General features: G+C 37.5%; 19 protein-coding genes and 1 pseudogene. 4 read left to right on the top strand and 16 right to left on the bottom strand.

The window, feature by feature from the left end; all coding sequences use genetic code 11:
* Positions 1–7: 7 nt before the first annotated feature.
* A complete protein-coding gene (locus tag BARVI_RS11820; RefSeq protein ID WP_025279439.1) occupies positions 8–751 on the top strand; it encodes a nuclease-related domain-containing protein in 744 nt (247 codons plus the stop codon).
* Between the two features lie 241 nt (positions 752–992).
* Here BARVI_RS11820 and BARVI_RS11815 read toward each other — a convergent pair whose 3' ends face one another.
* The 13 genes and pseudogenes from BARVI_RS11815 to BARVI_RS11755 all read right to left on the bottom strand — a co-directional run bounded on the left by BARVI_RS11815 (position 993) and on the right by BARVI_RS11755 (position 14,712).
* Positions 993–2,078, bottom strand: a complete 1,086-nt coding sequence (locus tag BARVI_RS11815) for a helix-turn-helix transcriptional regulator (RefSeq protein ID WP_025279438.1) — start codon at positions 2,076–2,078, stop codon at positions 993–995.
* Positions 2,079–2,089: 11 nt separating this feature from the next.
* A complete protein-coding gene (locus BARVI_RS11810; protein ID WP_025279437.1) occupies positions 2,090–4,282 on the bottom strand; it encodes a nuclease-related domain-containing DEAD/DEAH box helicase in 2,193 nt (730 codons plus the stop codon).
* 4 nt (positions 4,283–4,286) lie between these two features.
* The gene (locus BARVI_RS11805) at positions 4,287–6,092 is read right to left on the bottom strand and encodes a response regulator (RefSeq protein ID WP_084547057.1); all 1,806 of its coding nucleotides are present in this window, start codon (positions 6,090–6,092) and stop codon (positions 4,287–4,289) included.
* Positions 6,064–6,771 (bottom strand): hypothetical protein, encoded by a 708-nt coding sequence (locus BARVI_RS11800; protein WP_025279435.1) that lies wholly within the window; start codon positions 6,769–6,771, stop codon positions 6,064–6,066. Before BARVI_RS11800 ends, BARVI_RS11805 begins: the two co-directional genes overlap by 29 nt.
* Entirely contained in the window at positions 6,768–7,811 is a 1,044-nt protein-coding gene (locus BARVI_RS11795; RefSeq protein ID WP_025279434.1) for a hypothetical protein, read from the bottom strand. The genes BARVI_RS11800 and BARVI_RS11795 overlap by 4 nt, the downstream gene beginning before the upstream one ends.
* 180 nt (positions 7,812–7,991) lie before the next feature.
* Positions 7,992–9,572 carry a reverse transcriptase family protein gene (locus tag BARVI_RS13055; RefSeq protein WP_025279433.1) on the bottom strand — a complete coding sequence of 527 codons (1,581 nt, stop codon included), beginning with the start codon at positions 9,570–9,572 and terminating at the stop codon, positions 7,992–7,994.
* Between the two features lie 741 nt (positions 9,573–10,313).
* Complete coding sequence (locus BARVI_RS11785; RefSeq protein WP_025279432.1) at positions 10,314–10,940, bottom strand: hypothetical protein; 627 nt, start codon at positions 10,938–10,940, stop codon at positions 10,314–10,316.
* A gap of 25 nt (positions 10,941–10,965) precedes the next feature.
* Positions 10,966–11,547, bottom strand: coding sequence for a hypothetical protein (locus BARVI_RS11780; protein WP_025279431.1), 582 nt, complete (start codon positions 11,545–11,547; stop codon positions 10,966–10,968).
* Between the two features lie 37 nt (positions 11,548–11,584).
* The gene (locus BARVI_RS11775) at positions 11,585–12,517 is read right to left on the bottom strand and encodes a hypothetical protein (protein ID WP_025279430.1); all 933 of its coding nucleotides are present in this window, start codon (positions 12,515–12,517) and stop codon (positions 11,585–11,587) included.
* Positions 12,518–12,585: 68 nt separating this feature from the next.
* Positions 12,586–12,897 carry a hypothetical protein gene (locus BARVI_RS11770; RefSeq protein ID WP_025279429.1) on the bottom strand — a complete coding sequence of 104 codons (312 nt, stop codon included), beginning with the start codon at positions 12,895–12,897 and terminating at the stop codon, positions 12,586–12,588.
* Positions 12,898–12,909: 12 nt separating this feature from the next.
* Entirely contained in the window at positions 12,910–13,404 is a 495-nt protein-coding gene (locus tag BARVI_RS11765) for a hypothetical protein (protein ID WP_025279428.1), read from the bottom strand.
* 273 nt (positions 13,405–13,677) lie between these two features.
* Positions 13,678–13,869: pseudogene (locus BARVI_RS13690) on the bottom strand (hypothetical protein); the annotation flags it as partial.
* Positions 13,870–13,881: 12 nt separating this feature from the next.
* Positions 13,882–14,712, bottom strand: coding sequence for a DUF4121 family protein (locus tag BARVI_RS11755; protein ID WP_025279426.1), 831 nt, complete (start codon positions 14,710–14,712; stop codon positions 13,882–13,884).
* Between the two features lie 462 nt (positions 14,713–15,174).
* Between BARVI_RS11755 and BARVI_RS11745 the strand changes: the two genes are divergently transcribed.
* Entirely contained in the window at positions 15,175–15,936 is a 762-nt protein-coding gene (locus tag BARVI_RS11745) for a hypothetical protein (RefSeq protein ID WP_025279425.1), read from the top strand.
* On the opposite strand, the gene BARVI_RS11740 is transcribed toward BARVI_RS11745, so the two are convergent.
* Positions 15,928–16,680 (bottom strand): HNH endonuclease, encoded by a 753-nt coding sequence (locus BARVI_RS11740; RefSeq protein WP_038534731.1) that lies wholly within the window; start codon positions 16,678–16,680, stop codon positions 15,928–15,930. The two genes, BARVI_RS11745 and BARVI_RS11740, sit on opposite strands and share 9 nt — an antisense overlap.
* Before the next feature lie 146 nt (positions 16,681–16,826).
* Between BARVI_RS11740 and BARVI_RS11735 the strand changes: the two genes are divergently transcribed.
* Positions 16,827–17,195, top strand: a complete 369-nt coding sequence (locus tag BARVI_RS11735) for a helix-turn-helix domain-containing protein (RefSeq protein WP_025279423.1) — start codon at positions 16,827–16,829, stop codon at positions 17,193–17,195.
* A 187-nt stretch (positions 17,196–17,382) separates the two neighbouring features.
* Here the strand turns inward: BARVI_RS11735 and BARVI_RS11730 are convergent, their stop codons facing one another.
* On the bottom strand, positions 17,383–18,864 hold the full coding sequence (locus tag BARVI_RS11730) for a P-loop ATPase, Sll1717 family (protein WP_025279422.1): 1,482 nt from the start codon (positions 18,862–18,864) through the stop codon (positions 17,383–17,385).
* Positions 18,865–19,060: 196 nt separating this feature from the next.
* The gene (locus BARVI_RS11725) at positions 19,061–19,378 is read right to left on the bottom strand and encodes a helix-turn-helix domain-containing protein (RefSeq protein WP_025279421.1); all 318 of its coding nucleotides are present in this window, start codon (positions 19,376–19,378) and stop codon (positions 19,061–19,063) included.
* Positions 19,379–19,472: 94 nt separating this feature from the next.
* Between BARVI_RS11725 and BARVI_RS13420 the strand changes: the two genes are divergently transcribed.
* Entirely contained in the window at positions 19,473–20,162 is a 690-nt protein-coding gene (locus BARVI_RS13420; protein WP_157232594.1) for a hypothetical protein, read from the top strand.
* Positions 20,163–20,465: the final 303 nt, after the last annotated feature.

The raw sequence follows: 20,465 nt of genomic DNA, 5'->3' as shown, positions 1-20,465 counted from the left end.
TTATGTTATGGAATATATAGTCGTCATACTGATACTTGGTTGTATTGTAATTTCATATTCGTACCACCAGCAAAATATGAAATTACTATGCTCCGTCTCTTCTCCCGATCGCGGGACGAGAGCAGAACGCCGTCTGGTAGTCAGAATGCTGCGGCAGGGTGTGCATCCCAAAGCTATATTTCATGATCTTTACCTACGAAAGAGAAATGGAGAGTTCTCTCAAATAGATGTTGTGGTCGCCACACCGCAAGGATTAATCGCCATAGAGGTAAAAGATTATAGTGGCTGGCTATTCGGCAATGAAAAACAGCGATATTGGACTCAACTTCTGAATTATGGAAAAGAAAAGTATCGCTTCTATAACCCGATTATGCAAAATGCCGGGCACATAAGAGCTCTTCGAGAGCAGTCGGAGCAATTGGCTCACTTACCCATATTCAATGTGATTCTTTTCGCCGGTCACTGTACACTCAAGAATGTGACCTATTGGGCCGACAACACATTTGTAGGCTACACCAGCAATATTTCCTATGTACTGAGAAAGGTTAGTGAATTCCGCCCGGCTCAATATACCGATAAGAGAGAGGTTGCACACCTGCTTCGCCAAGCCGTAGAAAATGGAAGTAATCCGGGAATCATTGCCAGCCACATAGCTTCTGTAGAAAGGAAAAGTATTGGAAAACCTCAACCGACCATTAGATGGCGCTCCAGACTCTTTAGAATAAATTGGCGTCGGTTGATGAAGAGTTAGGCGCAATCTGTTGACATGAAGCTCACCACGTATGTAGCCTTTCGAAGGTTATTGATAAATAATATATTACAATATTAACACAGAGATATGAATTTCTATCTGAATAACTAAAAAGGAACTTGTAAATATCACACGTTTATTACATTTTCCTGTCTATATTTCTGGATTCTTTATCTTGTTATAGGAGCTAAGAATTTTTTTACAGCCTAAAAAACATTACTGCATGATGTTAGATAAGGTTTTAGTTATATAAACATTTTTCCAATATACATTTGTATCTTTCATACATTTCTGATATTCTAGAATACACTTCACTCTGTATTCTTGATGGTTCAAGAACAATGAGCTCTTTACCAAAAGAAGCTAACTCCCTTATAAGTTCATAATTAAACTTACAGTCAATCCGAAATATTCTTCCTCCTGCTAAGGATGAATATTTTTTCCGAAGTATAGATTCTTGTTCCCCTCGAATATTTTTTTGAGACTCATGAAGAGGTTTTGTTGCAACATATTCCATGGAGTAATCACTCACCCAAAAATATATATTATAAATTGGAGAATCCGAATACAATGTTACACCTATAATATCATCAAAATGTTCATTAATATCTCCTTCATACTCCACATATTTATGAGACGGTAATGGAAGAATTTTATCTATTCTGTCTAAACTAAAACAGAGTAGTTTTTCATCTATTTCAGCAGCGGCAAAAAGATACCATCTTCGATTGTATTCTTTAAGGAGATACGGATGTACATTCAAAGAAAATATGGTATCACAGTCAGAGAATCTATGGTAATGAAGTTCTATTACTTGATGTCGAGAAATAGCCGTAAATAGTTCCCCAAAAAGATTTGAATTCTCCAATGGATTCTTAGTCAGAGAAATAATTTTTTTACAACTTTTCCTAAAACCAAGTCTTAGCCCTTCAAGTGCATCTAAGTTTGGTAACCCTTCAAACTGCCCCAACATTGTTAAAACTTCACTTAACAAATACTCTTCATCATCTGTCAAATCTTTCTTGAAAATAGAGAAAGATGGATTTGCATATCGTAAGCACTGTTTTACAAAAGATTTCTGTTTCTTCTTATTATACCCAGGTACAGTATATCTTTCAATTTCGACCATAAATGGCCCCTCATACTCTAAATAGTATATATCTTTTTCTATTGTTCTACGAACCACTCCATTTGTATCTGGATACATATCTGCTAAACGTTTACTCACTTCTTCTGTTAAATCATCTAGTGAATAATTGTGATAACGACTACTCAGCAGCTCGTCTAATATTTTATAACGAGTCATGGCATTTTTATTAGCTGGCATATCTATCTCTTTTACTTAAATTGAGCTATTAGTGGACGCATTTTCAAATCATACTCTTCATTACCAAAATTTATTATTATCAGGTTACGCTTACATCTGGTAAGTCCCGTATATAGCAACTCGTCAAACGACATATTAAATAAGGTTGAAGTTTCATATTTAGGCTCTATTATCAAAAACACGACCTCACTTTCCCACCCTTTAAATGAGTTTATAGTAGAAATTTTTATCGTACCACTATTCATCCAGAAATGAAGTTTTTTATTGTCTCTAATATATTTGTAGTTATCAGAGTAAACATCATTAATGAATTTGTCAAGATCCTCTTTATAGTATTCTCTGTATGCAATAAAAGCATTCAATGTAATACCACATTTTTTGCATTCTTCATCAAGTTTAGCATCAAATAAATTTCTAAAATTTTTATATAAATCAAATATAGAAAAAAGTATGGCTATATGTTGTCTAAGCTTTATAATATCATTATCAAATAGTTGTTTCCTATTAGGGAAAAGTTTCTTTTTAAGATGATCAGTAATACTATTAAACCAATTTGAGTTTGGATTATTATCATTATTCTTTCCAATATAATTCAAATGAGTCATATACATCGTTTCTATTGTTTCGAGCATTGAATTTGTCCTTTCTCTACTAGAATAGCGATAATATAAATCAAAAAAACGTAAAAGGTTAGTCGTATATCCTAGAATCGTAATATCATTAGGAGATATATTCATATTTTTGTTTAAAATATTACCTCGAATTATATTATATAGAGCTGATACCGGATTAGTTTTCTGTAAATACATATAATTAATATAACCTTCTTTCTCTTCTTCTTGACCAAAGAATGTATATTTACCATTCTCGGAGAAATCATCAATGTCATATTTGCCTACAAAAATATTACGTTGAAAAGATTGAGCCAAATCGCGTACTTTAAAATCTGAGCGAAAACAATACTTTAATTCATTTACCCCTTTTACATTTGTAACAACATCTTTATTCATCGTTGCCAGACCGTAAATATTCTGCTTTACATCTCCAAACAAAACATAATCTCCTTCTGGATCACGAAAATAATTCTTTATAATGTCCATCCATACACGATGATAGTCTTGAATCTCATCAATCAAAACTGCATCATATTTTACAATTTCAGATTTGTGTTTTTCAAATAACTGAATATTTCCATAATAGTTAGTTTCAAGATATTCAGAAATATCGGCCAATCCTTCGGGTATATCGACTTCTACATTCAAGTTATTTAGTTCTGCATTTATAAACTGATGATAGTTTATAATAATGAAATTCTCAATCGGAAATGTTTCATTAACTCTATTCATCTTATCATGAATAAAGTTCTTAAGTGTGATATTGAATGTTAGAATCAGAATGCGAGGATTGTTATTTCGAGTCAATGCTCGTTTATAAGCCTGCACTGCTCTAGCTGCAAGTACCGTTGTTTTACCAGAGCCAAAAACACCACGAACTCTTTGCTCCAATGTTGTAGAGTAAATGATTTCTTTCTGTTTCTCCGAATAAGAATAAACTTCACCTTGAGACTGTAGGTGAATAGCTGGTGATAATATTCTTTTAAAATTATTATAAACAGCATCAGTAAAAAAACGGGATGGTTGACTAGCAATTATATACCTTTTACGTAACAACGAATAAAAATCATCTGTATTTAATGAGTCTCGACCAAGAAAGTCAATATTATATTTCAAAAAGGTCTGATATTTCTTATCTTCTTTAAATGGGGTAACAAGCATTTTTTTTATAGATGCCTGATTTGCACAATGAAAATATACAGCACAAGATACGATATTAAAACTACGAAAATCCTTAATCTTGACTTGAAGAAGCTCTGGAACATGTAAATCGAACAAATTATTCTTATATTTGAGGACCTGATTTATCGGAGATTTAACAACAGAACCATTGGGGATGTAGACCCATTTTTTCTTTTCGCTAAGTTCAAAGTTATCCAAGTCCCAGTCTTTAACCTCAATTACCATAACACCATAGTCTTTCCTCATAATAAGTACATCAGGACGGTCTCCATTGAGGAAAGGATTAAAATACACTTCAAAAGAATCATCAAGAGCCGTCTCAAGGAAATCAAGTAAAGCCCATTCTCCATCTGTTGGCTGGACCTTAAATTGCTTAATCTTATCTATGGTAGGATAAAAGAGAGCCATAAATCTATCGCCTATTAAACTTATTTTTTAGTTGTTCAAGTTGATCTGCCATGCTCAAACGGGGAAATGCCTGCAATGGATCTCTCCATTTTACATTTTGAGGGTCAAAGAAGTACAGCATAAACGTAAGTATACGATGAAAATCTTCTTCTGTAATAATTGCATCTTTAGGATGTGCAGCATAATTACGTACCTTATAAATCTTTGTCCATTGATAAACTGACGAATTTTCCTCACTGAATTTAAATATAAGCAATGAAGAAACTAGGAAATTTGTTTCAAGAAAACGACTTTCATAAATACCTTTTTCTAAAACAAAATGTCCAGTACCACTCTTCATTGTTATAACAGAATTGTAGCTAAACGATTTTCCCTTAACTTCTTTATCTTTCAGTATGCAATATTGTGCATTATTATCCCTACATAAATAAAGAGAATCATACATTTCACAAAAAACAGAAGACAATTTTACATATTCTTCTATTACTAAAAAAAGTTGCAGATATGCATATGATCTATACTCCGAATTGTTGTTGCTTTTAGAAAGTAAGTCAAATGCAATATCAATGCTACTTAGTATTTCTTGAGTTTTATCATTCTCTTTATCGACATAGAAATATTTGTTTTCTTCAATAAGCTCTTTGATTTTTTTTACTTTTCTAAAAATATCACGTAGATACCCATTATTTAAGCATCTCTTTATTGAGTCTAAAAGTTCACAAGCATTGCTCATTGAATAAGAATGCGGGAATACATACTCTGGTGATTCCTTTATGTAATAGCCATCAGCTCCTGAATCTAGTAACGCCTTCATATTCCATGCTTTATTTGATGCTGTAAACATGATAACTTGTGTTCCTTTGTTCAGACTCTTAATAGCCCTCAGTATTTTCATTCCAGAGAAATCTTCTGGATTCAAAACACTTTCCTCGGAGACTCCATTCATGCGAAGGTCAAGAAAAATTAAATCATAATTTCCTCTTTCTATTTCATTACGAGCATTGTCTGAAAGGCTCTTATAATCTTGAGTCTGTTCACTGATAGTTTTAAAAGTTGCACCCTTTAATAAACGACATAGGACATCTTCCCATCCTTTGTCTGCCTCATCATCAATCAAAAGGATTTTTTTCCCCTCAGCATCAATAGGAGCCATTCTTTCAAAAGATTTAATCGTATCATGTCCTTTTGCCAAGGCTTCAATATCATCAACCTTCAAAGTCAAAGATAATATATATCTAAAATAGAGCGAACGTCGTGCCTTTTGTATGAGGGAATTATCTGTGGAGGGACCTAAAACAATTCTATGAAGGACATCTGCTCCCCATTGATTTGCAAGCGAGTGCCTTCCTTCTGTGGCATTAGGAAGAACCTTAATTAAATCAAGGAATAAGGTCTTATATTCAACAGAATTTAGTGGTTCCATCACACTCAATGCAGCAACAGCTCTATCCGGTATTTCAACTGCAATGCTTCTAGTTAAGATAATTGGAGAATATTTATAACCATAGAAAAGGTCTTGAGTGGCATTTGAGACAAATAGAACAGGCATCAATGCAGCGCCCTTCAATTCAAAAATAGAAAGTCGAAGAGTCATAGCGAATGCCAAACACAATTCAGGACTATAAATACTGTCAACATCTAATGCACATGCGATTATATCGTCGGAAACGTTGTCTATGACAAACTGACAAAGCTTACTTTCTCCATCTTCACCTAAAGAAAGTGCTGGCATTTGAATACATATGGCATTGGATAAGCCATTTTTCCAATTGATATTATCGCTATTCCCAAGAATTAATATTTTTCCCATACTTTTTAACACTACTAATAATACTATTTATATTGGTGCGCATTTGGCCAACAGTAATTTCCTGATCTTCTATCTTACACATTATTTCATCAAAGCTAATACCTATTTGGGGCTGAGAATTTCCTATAACTTGACGCAATGCCTTTTTATTAATACAAGATATATCTATATATTCATTAGTCGTTAAACCATTTAAGTCATGTATTATTAACTGACACCATTTACAAATCAGATCTCTCAGGAAATCCTTCCCATAAGCAATAATTCTCATATCTATGTTACCACATTTCTTAAAATAAGAAATAAAATCCTTAAGATGTAAATAGAATTCTGATTTCTTAATAGAATATACAACATTAGGAGTCTCCTCACGCCACTCTGCTGTAATAGAATGACCATCACTAAATAGCACATAGGGGACTCCAGTTTCCTGTATGTAGTCCTCTATTCTTTCTTTTGCTTTATGGCTAGAAAATACAAATTCGCCATTAATATAATCTTCTAGCGAATCATGCAACATCACACAAACTGCATCATTCAGAAAAGATAAATCGCTCTGTGAATTGAGCTTTTCAACATGATAAAGAACATCTGCATAGAAATCTTCATCAACAAATGAAGCGCCATATACCGCTCGCTGATTTTTATTATTATCGTCTATTAGAATAATTTTTTTCATTTAGTAAAATAAGTTAGAATATGAGTGAATCCAAGAATATTCGGATTGCATATTTCTTCTACTTCTGGCACATCAGAATCAGTTAAAATATTCCACCTCTTAGGCATTCCGTCCCACATGGCTTCAACCGACCAATTACAATATCCTGCAAATACTTTTTTTATTTCATGAAATGCACCAGCATCATCTGGCCCATGAAACCTTTTTAGCACATCATCTAATGATGAAGACATGGAATCAACTTGTATAATTCGAATGATTCTTGAAGAAAAATCATCACTGTATTTACGCTCAAAAGTAATCTTTACGTTAGGTGTTTTATCTGCATAACGAACCATATCATCAAGAATCCTCTTAATACCATTTTCTAAATTCCAAACATATGTATAGAAATCAGCTTTTTCTAAGCCAACTGATTGTATTATTAAATTGGGATGTTTGGCCTCCTGCCTTTTAATAATATCTAATAATACCGGCTTTACAAGCCTAATACTACTTCTGAATTTTAGAATAATATCAGAGAATTTCTCGTTAGACAATAAATGTACTCCTGGATTTTGATGAGCCCAATCTGCCCATGTAGGGCTTGCATAGTTTTCAACATGTTCATTACCATCACAATCTTTCCATTTCCTCTCTTTACCATCTTTCTTCCCTCCATATATCATTGTATACATTAGTGCATAAAGACTCTTAGGTATTCTATACTTCGAAACAGATTCTTTAAACTTAAAACGAACTTGAACTAATAATTTATCATAATCCATATCTGAATCTGGATCAAAATCATGAGTTAGGAATTTAAAACCATTAGGATCATTGAATAATGACAAAAACATAGTCGTATCTTTAGGAGAATAAACTATTTCTGATTTAGATATGTCTTTAAGAGGCAATGGCTTTTTCACTTCTTCGGGACCAGAAGATTCTTCCTCCACCTTCTCTATCTCACGAGTTGCAAGCAGAATTAATCGTTTTTTATCGTTTACAGATAGATTACGGCTCCTTAGCATAAATTTTATGAAATCGTATTTTTCCATATTTCAAAATTCTTCCCAATACTTTTTACAATATTCATACACATAAAGAGTGTTTATCATTTGTTTCTAAAGGCTTCCAAAGCCCATTAGGCAGCAATCATATACTCTTTATAATCAACAAGTTTCATTCATTCCTCGATATTTGCAGGTTTATCTAAAAATATCCTAGTCCATACCCACTTAGAAGGAACTTGGACGATAAAATTTTTGTTTTCCCCCTTTAAGCTTTTCAAATGATTTGTTGTCTTGTTTGAATAGGATTCCATTCTCATATGCTTCAATAGCAGCATTGATTCCTTCTTGTTCCCAAATATCCACTAATTCAGAAACAGATACACTGCTTAAATCTATATCTGTAACTGTAGGATCATAGTAGGTCATCATCCAAAACAGAGACTTCCCATTCTTGGCAGTCAAAACTACATATAAACCAGGTCTGGAATTAGCAGGGATTGTACTCTTAGAAGTTTTTACACTTGCAATCATAGACTCATCTGTGATAATTTTATTTTTTACTAATTGTACCTTGGCTGCATTGGTAATGCTTACAATGATATCATTATCATTTAAATTTACCCTGCCATAAAGATTACCATTCTTAGAAAGTGAATATCTTATTTGATTACCAACTATTTCTTCAAATTCAGCGAGAGTAAATGAACGAAGATAATCATATTTTTGTTCAGAAGAAGCATTGATAGGACTTGTTAATCTATCATATCTTGCTTGAAGTGCAGCATAAACAGAATCCTTGTATCCTTTAACCATCTTCAGATACTGAAGCTTTCCATATAAAACGTTTTCCAGCAGAGGTTCACCTTTCTTTATATAACCTTTATCTGCTTTATATTTTGGGTAGAATCGTTTATACACTTCATTATAACCATATTTCTCCCAAATATGCAGAAGATTACGAATTTCTGCAACATATGCAGCACTCGTGTTTACCTTACTACTGACGATTAAGCCTGTAACTTCTTGTCGTTCACCAATCTTTTGAAGACGTGTTTTGGATTCTTTCATGCGAAAGTGCTGATCTTCAACAATACGCTTTAGTTCAGTTCTAAAATCTCCGCCTACTTTATACACGTTATGCATAGAACTGAAGGTAATATCATCTGCATAACGAGAATAGTGAAGATTAAAACGACGTGCAAGGCCATTTAATCTACGATCAAGTACATCGCAAATTGAATTTGTGATAAGCGGAGAAGTTGGAGCTCCTTGGGGTACGACATATATAAAAGAACCATCATCATTCTTTTCTTTTATACAACAAAGACCTGCTAAAATATTTGCAATTGGACGCTTAAAGTTAAATGGACTGAGTTGAAATCTCTTCCAAACCCTAGGCTGTTCAATACTTGGGAAAAAATTTTCAAGATCTGTATTAAATATATAATTTTGTCCAACATGGCGCATCGCATTATCCACTACACATCGTCCTTCGACAAAGCCCATAGCATAGTCTGAAGGCTGGTAAATAGCTTTCAGCATAATATTTACATAGTGTAATAAATTCCCAAGCCCACGAGAAGGCACTGCTATATTCCGACATCCTCCAGATTTCTTTGGAATAGAAAAATGGCTGTAACGCCCACGTACATTGTTTGGATTACAATAATACATGAGTTGCTTCATGGAAAAAGAGAACGCATCATCTTTACCTAACTCATCTTTAACGATGTCGTTAAGTAACAGCAAAAGATCTTCCTTAGTTTCAAGATTTGATGCTCTTTTTATGATTACATTCTTTTCCATTTCTAGTCATGTTGTTAAGCAATAAATGAGAATCTGAACAACCTTAACTACTTATTTCTTTATTTATGTACACTATATACTTAAAAAAATATCACCCGTCAAATTATGACAAAATAGTGAAACAATTACAACTCTAACATTGTATATCCAAAAGCTTTCGCTTAGGACACCTGAACTAAACGCCAGGCGGGAATCAAATTCATTTCATTAAGAATTGCCCAGACTCTCAAAGATCGCACTTTTATTATTTTTCAAGTACAAAGTTACAGATTATTTACGAATCCAATGTTCGTAGTATATAAATTAATGCTTCCCTCGTAATTCTTTATTATATAGATCCATAATTTCCGGTCTTCGCTTAATTTCTTACATACTTTATATTATGATTTGACTATAGACTTAGAGGAGATGCTACAAAATTAGATCCAGTCTCAAAGCTCTTTGCTTAACCTTAACATCTAAAATGCCTTTTACTCTAACAATAATATCAACAGTTAAATATTCATCTATAAATATATGATACAAAATTCGTCTTTACAATAGGGAAATAAGAGAATGCAGAACACCTATATACAACTTAACTCATATTAGTATATTTTCACTTATCAAAACCATTTAACTTCTTCAGATTCACCAGTAAATGTATGTTCTGAAAATAGATCAGGATTGTAGATATTAAATTTCCGCTCGATGGAATAAAACATTTCATTCTTACCTCAATTGCATGAGTTGCAGATTGGATCAATAATGCTCCGTTTCATGCCGTTGCCTTTGGTTGTTTGCCAGATATATGTTCCGCTTCTCCTCATAACTTTTGCTGTTCCACCATTCATTGGAGGCTTCGGCGAATGTCTGTCCAGAATTGTCCGATGAGAAATCGGACGCCTTGAGTCCGGTCAAGTATTCGAGTTTGTCGGTATTGTTGAATCTCCACCACTCCTGCATCATCTCCGTGTAGTCGTATTTGGTACAGGTCCCCACGTTATCCTTGCATAGCAGGCACCAGATGTCATCGGCCACATCGCTGTGATATTCGTTCGTATTGACATCTACCCATGCCTGTATCTCAATCTGCGTAGAACCGCATTCACTGCATACCAAGATTTTCGAATCGTCAGGGAGTTTGCGTCTGGCCTTGCCGTCATAGAGGCTGACGGCCCGTTCCACCAGCTTTTCCCGGTAATGGTCCGTCAGCTCCGCATAGAACCGTTCAGCAGCCCCGAATATACCCTTGTCCGTCATCTGGCTCCATTTTCCCCAAAAGTGACGGTACATCTCCCCGTACACGACTTTACACTCGTCCTCGCTCCAGGTGTTCCATATGTAGTAGAAGAAGCTAGACACTGCATTTTCCATTTGATTATTTATTTCTGTTGCCATATTGTCTTTCGTTTTAAGAGTTTCCATTTGTATTTTCGAGTTGAAGCCTGGCGGCCTCGTACATTCCGTTCAGCCAGTCGATGTTGCTGGCTCCGAGCTCGAAGGGACTGTAACAGGCTACCTCTTCCAAGCTGTCCTTTATTGTTGCCAGTACAATCAGACCATCGTCTGTAATTTCAAGACCCGTCACCCAGCACTCATACGGGTCGGCATGCTTGTCGAACCAGATGACCCATACCGGATCGTCATCGTTGTCTCTGAATGTGATTTCTGTCATACCGTGCGCATACAGCAGTTGTCTGATGGCTTCGATGATGTCCTTCCGCAGTTCTTCAATCCTGTCGTAGAAACACATGGCCGTGTATGTGGCCCGGCCTCCCCTATCCTGTTCCTTGACAGACAGAATCTGCACGTCGGGGTGAGAACCGAAATTCCAGTTCGTCACCTCATTATCTCCGCGGGTCGTGTGGATATTGCCACCCAATACCAGACCGCACTCTTCCGTTACCATTCTTTTCGCCTCGTCGCGGTCTTCTGCCACGACCTGGTAGGTACCCTCGAAGGCGTACCTTACTCTTACTTCGTACTTTTCCATAATGCTTATAATTTTGATTGTTGTATAAATGAATTGTTTATGAAGCGACAAGAGCTATCCTTTCACCGAAGAAGGAGTCGCATACCCCATACACTCGCTTGATGGAACATTCATATTCTGACCTCTCGCTGTCAAGCCGGAAGCGGAATCCGTGATAGTCCCTGACTTCCAGCTTCAGCCTGACGTTCTTTTTAAGCTCCATCTCCAGGAGACTTCCGCCACCGTACATGGAGCTGAATATGCCGCAGCAGTTGCCTTTGGGAATAATGACTTCCCCGAGCGAGAATCCGGCGTCATAGAGTTCCGTCAGGCTTACCTTACCGATATAGGTCAGCAGGTTGGCACCACAGCAAGAGTTGACGAGTTCCTGGTAGAATTGTTCGTAGGATACCTGTTCCTTGCCGTCTCGGTATTTTTTATCGGGGAAACGGCCATACATCGTGTAACCATTCTCCACCAGCATTTTCTTCACCTTGGCGGGATTGAGATTTAGGGCATCGACCATGTCCCCGAAATAGGACTCCTTGTACCGGTATCCTTCCTGTGCTTCCAGCCAGTTGGAATTGATGCAGTCGTAGTTGGACAGCATCTCCACACGCACGGGAATGTCATCCGTGTTCTTAATCAGTTCCTTCAAGATGTCTGAATCGTTTCGGTTGTAGATTTCCTCCCTGATTTCTTCCTCATGTTCCTCGAAGAACTCTTCCACATCCTCTTCCTCAAAGTCGTGGGAGCCAGTGCATTCATTCTTCAGCTTTGAGACGATTTCATGGACTGCTTCCCATTCCGCGTCATCGTACCACTCGTCCACTTTCTCCCATAGACTTTCACAACTCCTTTCTTCCAGACACTTCTGAATGGTGTCATGGCTGTTATCGAAGTTGTCGTTATAACCCACCCACACCAGTGTGTAGGACTTGTCCATAAGCGATTTCACGAATTCCATAGTCAGTTTTTTCTGTTCTCCCATATTCCGTTACCTGTGTACGGCAGGATTCCGTTTCCCGTACATGTGTTTATTTTACCGTTGTTTTTCTTTCAGCTTGTTTCTGTCTCTTTCTCGCTGTCTTTCGCTGCCAGGGCACCGAAAGGCAGATCGAGTATCCTGTGGTTGAAACACAGCGTTGAATTGTAGTCCGTGCGTTGCCAGAGCGTGAAGCGGTCTCCGGCGAACGACCATCTGAAATAGCCTGACAGCGAACCGAACAGCGGGTTGACATTCCTGCTTATGAGGGAGCGGTTCACGTCCACAATGTGTCCTGCCGTCAGAATGATGTTCAGTATCTCTACGAATGCCAGCTGCGAATACGGGTCGATGGGCATTACAGGTCCTTTGAAGTTGATTTCCATATCTTTTGTCTTTTAGTCGTAGTTATCATCAAATATTTCGTACCGGAAGGAAAGCGTATCGCAGTAGCAGCTCGATATGCCCGTGTATATCAGGGTGTCTTCTCCTGTCTCCGCGTCTTCTTCCGCTTCCGTGACGGTGTTGCCCCCGTACAGGTCGTGATAATGTGATACCATCATGTGCGGGTCATCCGTGGTGATGTCATAGCCGTAATGCCTGCTCCAGTTTATGAAAAACTCCGTTTCTTCCTCTTCGAGCCTTTCAAGGGCGTCCCTGATCTCGAAGAAGTTGGGACAGAGCCATTCACGGCTGATCAGCGTGTCCGGGATGTTCTCCCATCTGGGATACCGGTATTCCGGTTCCTTTTCCCCGGGGAACAGGTCGGAACAGGCACACAGGAACTCGCCCATGTCGCTGTAGTCGGACAGGTGCAGCCAGTAGTCCCTGTAATCTTTTATCTCCATGAGATGCTGTGTGGTCACGGCAACCTCTGCATTGTTCAGATCCATATTCTTTTCCTGTTATGTATATGGAGCCCGGGGGTTCCATTCCTCCGACTCCCCAAAGGTGCCGTGTCCCGGCTGTGCTGGGTTTTTCGGGGAAATACCGCAGCCACCGGCAAGGATGATTTTCCCGAAAACCGCCTGCGGCATGACCTTGCTCAGCCGAGTGGGACGCGGACTACCTTTGTCGGTGGGAATGGGACTTCCGGGCATCTCCATACGGTTCATGTTCATTCGGTTATTCGCTGGCTTCCCCAACTGATGTGTATCTTGCCTTCGCTGTCTTGCGTGCGGACAAGCAATGGCGTACCACCGGTCAATCCGGTCAAGTGTCTTGTAAAGCTGGTCCTGCTGGAGCTGGCAATACTGCCGGTCCTGTTCTGTAATCTTGTCCTCGTTCCTCACTTGTACGTTCAGGATTCCTGTGAGCAGGTCGGTATGGCTGCCTGCTGTTGTTGCTGTTGTCTGCATAACTGTATTATTTTAGAGATTGTCATTCTCGGGTTTGATGCGGTAACAGTAGGTGATGTGGCTGTCCATGTCCTTGACCAGTTTCACCTGCTCGGGATGGAAATTGAGACGTCGTTCCACGGCCGGAGCGTCTATCTTGTCCCACTCATTCTGCGGCAGGAACCGGTTTTCATGGCGGAAACACCAGAGTACGATCTGGTTTTCCCAGTTACCCTTGAACACGGTTCCTTCGTAGTCCTTCAGGAACTGCTGGAACTCCTCTTCCGTCCTGAAAGCCTTGTCGAAGCCCTGGTACAGGTTGCGCGCGTCCGGACTTGTATCCTTGGTCAGATAGTACTGTCTCCATGTCTCCGTGGTGAAATTGCCATAGAGCGGGTCAGGTTCGGAATAGGACCACAACGGAACTCTTGCCGTGAATGCGACGGCACCGTTGGCACACGCCCCGCAGTTTCCCCAGTTCTTGAATGCTCCTTCCGTCCATCTGACGAATGTCAACTGTCTGGGGTCAATATGGTGGAAGGCCCCTCCGCTGACGCTCAGTCCTATACCGTCATATTCTTCCCAGACAAAGGGAATATAGGGCTCTTCGCAGATGGAGATTAGTCCGCTCGTTTCCTCCCGTTTCTCGATGAGGGCGTTGCCGTAATACCTTCCGTATCGGTCCACATAGATGAGCCTGTCTCCGACCTGCGGAGTCTTTTCTGAGCGTGTCCTCTCTATCAGTTCCACATAGTTATTGGCCATATCCACGTCCTGCTGTGTCAGCCAGTGTTCGTGATCGTACTGCACATTCAATGGCTTGAGTGTTTCCACCGTGTACTTTTTCTTCGCTTTCTGTAACATGACATTTGATTTTTTGTTAGTCCGGCTTACAGGGGCCGGAGTTCCCATAACTACAGGCTTAAAAAGGTCGTGTTCCGTACATGCAAGGCTTCGGGGAAAAATACCGCAAGCCCTCCGGGACGAGGATGATTTTTTCCACGAACCCGAAGGGCTTGGCCTTGCTTGTACGAGAAGAACACGAATTACCTTTGCCTGTGGTTATGGGGACTCGGCTACGGCATCACTTCTCCTTTGGGAGTATATTCCCGACCTATCTCTTAAACCATATTCCCATACAGAGGAACCTGAGAAGGGACTAGTGCTATAATTGGAGCCCTATCCTACCCCATCAAGTCTTTCCTTCTTACACCGGCAGAGACAAAAGCTACATTTTGAGGACACATACTGCCTCTCACTTCGATTCGGAGCCATGTATCCACGAAACAATTTATATTTGCGCACAAACCATAAGCATATATCACTATGAATCAGAGAAATGTAGAATATATAGCACTCTACTCCCTGGTAATTGGAGTCGTTCTTATTATCGGTATTTTAATCCGTCTGTTTGCTTTATCCCAAGGGCTTGACGACTTCAGTAGTACTATCGCATTTTTTGTGACAATCATCATCTTGACAGCGCTCTATGCCAGTTTGCAGATAACCTTCAACCAGTTACTGTCGCCTCGCATAAAAGCGTTTCTGCTTCGTTGCCTTGCTTTTCAGAAGATGAAAGATAATCCCGATTCTGTTCCTGAATCCCTTACAATCGAAGATTCAAACCTGATTACACCAGATGTCATTGAACCTGTTCCTACCGTTGAAGAAACAGTCTCTGCCTCATCAGAATACGAAGCCCTGCGAACCCATGCTATTGCAGAAAAGAATCGGGCTACTCAAACTAGATTGGAAAAAGTCCTCAACTATACGAAGCAAACCATGGCGGCCTACATGAGTGAAGAAGATCTTACCCGCCTGTGCGAATACATTACTGAATATAACGCAGGCGACACCTTACAAAAGATATCGCCTGTAAAAGTTGACGCCCAACTTAAAAGCATTGATATTATGCACTTTGGGTGGAATATCGGCAAAGCCTTCAATAAAAAGCGTGTTCACACTGCCACATTTATTAAGGATGTCTTTGCCCACACCCTCTGTGACTTGGAGATCTCAACGATTGAGCGCAAAATGTCACACAATGAATCTAAGACTAAGATTCATTTAAATAATCAATTAGTGTAGATTCCGTCTATTCTTCCTAACCGCATCTTTTAATGCTTCTATTGATATGTTACTCCTATGCAACATTGCATGACAATTGGGGCAAACAGGTATGAGATCATTCTCATAATCTACCTTATAACTTCTTCCTTTATTTTCAGAGATGGGAATTATATGATGAACATGAATAAAATCCTTGCCTAATTCTCCATATTGCTTTTGAAAATCAAACTGACAAATATTACAGATACATCCATATTTCTGTATACACATTTTTCTGGCTCTCGGATTTCGTTCATATTTATTCACCAAAACTTGTTGTTTTGTGCCTTCATAATATTCATTCTCATATTTTGTGTTACTATCATTATCAAGGATCCAAAATTTTCTTTTTCTCTTTATCATTTTCCGAGGTATAATACCATATTTTTTGCAGAAAACGAGATATTCTTTATCTATGTTTCTATCGTATTCACAAGTATAACCGAGTATTTTATTTATAGCATGAGTCGTTCTACTACCATGTTTACCATTATTCTTTATAAAATGAGTTATCAAGTCATTATGTAAATACCCAATAAATCGACTAGGTGCAAAATGATTATTTTCTCCGGACTTATATACGACAAAATCAATTCCATTACCAATTAATTTTCTGACATTGCTATAATATTCCTCATTATCGTCAGATAAATAAGCATCGATTTGACTCAGATTCTCCATTAATTCAGAGACACTAATAATAATTCGCCCTAATTTTTTCATATTCATTCCCTATTAACTAACACAAAGATACGGATTTATCTCAATCTATCGCCACCAAAAGTTATCTCATAGTTATATTCTGGTGATATTTCCCACCATCAAAACACCAATTTCCTTTGCCAGCAAACAATTAACAACGAGTACGTATGGCAACCGAACAAATCACTTTTGATACGCTGCCGCAGGCGGTAGCGTATCTCACAGAACAGATGGAGCAAATCCGGGAAATGGTAGCGGCACTGCAACCGCAGACTTCTTCCGACAAGCATCGTTTTATTGAAATTGACGAAGCCTGCAAAATCACACGAAAGGCAAAGCCCACCATTTACACACTAGCCCGTAAAGGATTGATTCCTGCTTACAAACGAGGCAAGAAACTTTACTTTTATGAAGACGAACTGCTGCAATGGATTGAATCCGGACGCAAGCAAGTACAGTCTATGTCGCTCCAGGAACAGGTAGCGGAGATTGTACATGGAGCAAAGCGCAAACCCAAGAGCGGTTATAATTTTTGACTCTACACAACTATATAACAGCAAACGGAATCATCAACAAGGCATCATCTCACCTCAGTTTATGTCAAAAGCTTAAGAATCACATATAGATGACTTTGCTGACTATAAAGTAATATAAATCATAACAGAGTCTATCGACACAAGAAAAACCGCTTTCTGCTTCATTATCTCATTATTATTATAAATTCTACTTCCTCAATTCTGTGATTCCAGCTTCAATTAAATGACTAATAACAGGATCATTAATTGTATATTGCTTTGCCCCTTTATCTGTTTCTGGAAGCTCCTTAATAAGATTATAATTCAAAGCTATTCTAATATACGAAATAGCTGTAGGAGTACTTACTTTATATGTGGAAACATAATCATTCGTTTTGATAATCGTTTTACCTATTTTTAACAAGCGATTAATATTTGTGATAACATCTACTTTCCCCATTGACCTTGGATATATTGCGTAATAATCAAAATTCTGACAAAACAGCAGCACTCCCTTATCTATAATACAAGATTCAAATGCTTGTGCCATATCATCTTTATCAGACTGGCAATCATATATATATGAAAACAATCGAAAAACGTATCTAGGTGAATGATTAGATAAATTAATAAGGTCATCAATTTTGTTCTGATTCCTAATTAAAGAATCCAATACTATCCTTCCTCGACTAAAATATGATATCCTTTTTTCTACAATTCTCTTAATCTCTTCATTACTCCATGTAATATCAATCGGTTTAATTTTATCAAACCGGACCCCTTTGTTTGTTAGTTCTGGTTTAATTGCATCCCAAATACTAAATACAATGGAATAATGGCAATCCATCAAAATTGTAGTGTCTTTAAATAAACTCTCTAGGAAATTAGCTACAAGACTAATGTTATTATTTAATTGTGGAAATTCATCAATTTTGTCAAAAAAGATTACAACATTCTTGTATCCAGATTTTTGTATAATTTCCGCAAAATCTGATAAAATAGATTTATAAGCCCTATAATTTAATGGTATTTCTCTTTGCTTAGATTGTTTTATTTCACACTCTGGCAAATAATTTTTATAATATATTTCTTTATCAACCTTGGGTAATCCAAGATGGCTCCTAATAAAATCTGAAGCAATCTCCATACATCCCGATATAGAATAATTTATAGGTTTATTAAAAAATCTATTATAAATCTGTTTAATACAATTAGTCTTATGATAAATATTGGTTCTATTATTTAACCGTGTATATTCCAAAGAACTGATTGTAACAAAAAATTCACTTATGAAGAATGATAACTTTTCTTTTTGTACTCGATTTAAACTACGTATTCTCTTCGGACAATTTCCAAGCTCAATACAATAATACTTTACTAAATATTCAATAATAAGTCTAATAAACTCTGTATTATTATTGTCCTTTGGGATACCATCAAAATTATCAATGATTATAGAAAAGATATTGTCTTTTTCTAAATTTGTCTTCAATTGAGATATCAAAGCTGTTTTTCCAACACCTCTTGCCCCTAAAATAAATCGGCTGTGCCCATTGGCTATATCAGATTGAAGAGTATGAAAGAATTTTGGTTTAATATATATATCATCAAGAAACTCACATTCTTCTTCTGCTGAATATGTCGAAAACGGATTACGGATAAACCCAAGATGACTGTACAACTCTGCCATATGTAATTTTTTTCAAAAATATAAATAACAAGTATAAAGACAAACGAAAATTTTCAAATTATTTTATAGATGGAAGAATATCTCATCTAAAAAAGCCATAAAAGAACCACGACGTAACTCGTAACTTAGCCCTCCAATTAGCCTCGGTTCTTTCTGCCAATCAAAATCAGCAAATACATAGGGGGCTTTTCATTCCTTATTTCTTGGATGCCCTTTCACGTTTCTTGAGACTCAAATACTGCAAGGCCTTTCCCATTGCATCTTCCTTTGCAAGCAGAAGAATATCATCACCCAGTTGAAACGCATAAAGCACCCTAAGATAAATACCAATTGCCACTGTCGGTGCACCTTTCTCGATACGTGAAACCGTAAGGGACGAACAAGTAGCACGTTCGGCTACCTGAGCGATACTGAGATTTCTACGCAATCGTGCAAGTCTGATTTGCTCACCCACAATTTGCATCTTCTGTCCCAGCTTTCTTGGCAGCTTAGTACCCATCGTACTTTTTGTCATTATGTACTCAGAGAATCTTTTTTAGCTCAATCTACCGAAAATTTTCAAAAGATGTATATTTGTCTTTTAATATAGTTTCTAATAAAATCCATCAATGAAATTATTATCGAGAGAATCACCAATTGGGAAATTTGTATTCCCCCATAAAATTGAAATTCAATACAATAGCGAACAAATTGCTGCACAATTCATAAATTCTTTATTTAAAGAATTTTGTGCCCTTTGCTATAAATACATCAGTAATCCAGGTGCTATAGACTCTCCATACGAATATTCAGAAAGGCAGCTTGACACATGCCTTATGCCGGCTCTCTGGAAAATTTGCAATGGTTATGTAATGGCAGAACAACAGGTGACTCGCCATATCCGAGGAGAAAAGATCAATAGCTCTGGACGTATTGACTATTGGTGTTATTATAAGCACTGCACCTTTCTTATTGAAGTCAAGCATAGCAAATGGAGAGGTTCATTGACTAAAGAGGCCAAACACAGATGGAATGTCCTGACGAATTACCAATTGAAAACATTTGTGAAATCTGAAATAAGAAATGGACTGACAATGGGTGATTTATGTATTCCCATAGGACTCCATTTCTTATCTTCTAAAAATATCAATGAAAACCAGAAAGACGAACTAGAGGATATGTATCAAGCTCATCTCCACTTAAGTTCTAGTCGCAACAGTCCCAATTATTGTTGTTCATTTGAGCCAAATATAAAGCGAAATAACTTAATTGAAAAAAGAATCGCAATAATAGTAAGGATAAACCAGGCTATATCATAAACCAGGAATTCCCCTTTCTCAGTCACATATTGCCACATGATCTTATGAGCGCCTTATCTTTCTATGAATCTCAAGGAATCAAAATAACATTGCAAATCACTACCGTTAGAGGATAGTTCAACCGAAGCGATGCATCGCTATCAAATCTCTTCACCGGCCTCAATATCCCGCTCAAAGGTAGCCCTTATCAAGAATGATATATTGGATAATAAGACTGGTGAAATCTCGTCTCAAAACCCGATTTATACCTATTGGTTGAAGACTGAGTACTTCGCAAAATAATCATAATGTCCGCCCTTGTTT

The sequence above is a fragment of the Barnesiella viscericola DSM 18177 genome, from assembly GCF_000512915.1.
Classification (GTDB): Bacteria; Bacteroidota; Bacteroidia; order Bacteroidales; family Barnesiellaceae; genus Barnesiella; species Barnesiella viscericola.
The sequence above is the reverse complement of the archived record's forward strand: the minus strand, read 5'-3'. Positions and strand labels throughout refer to the sequence as shown.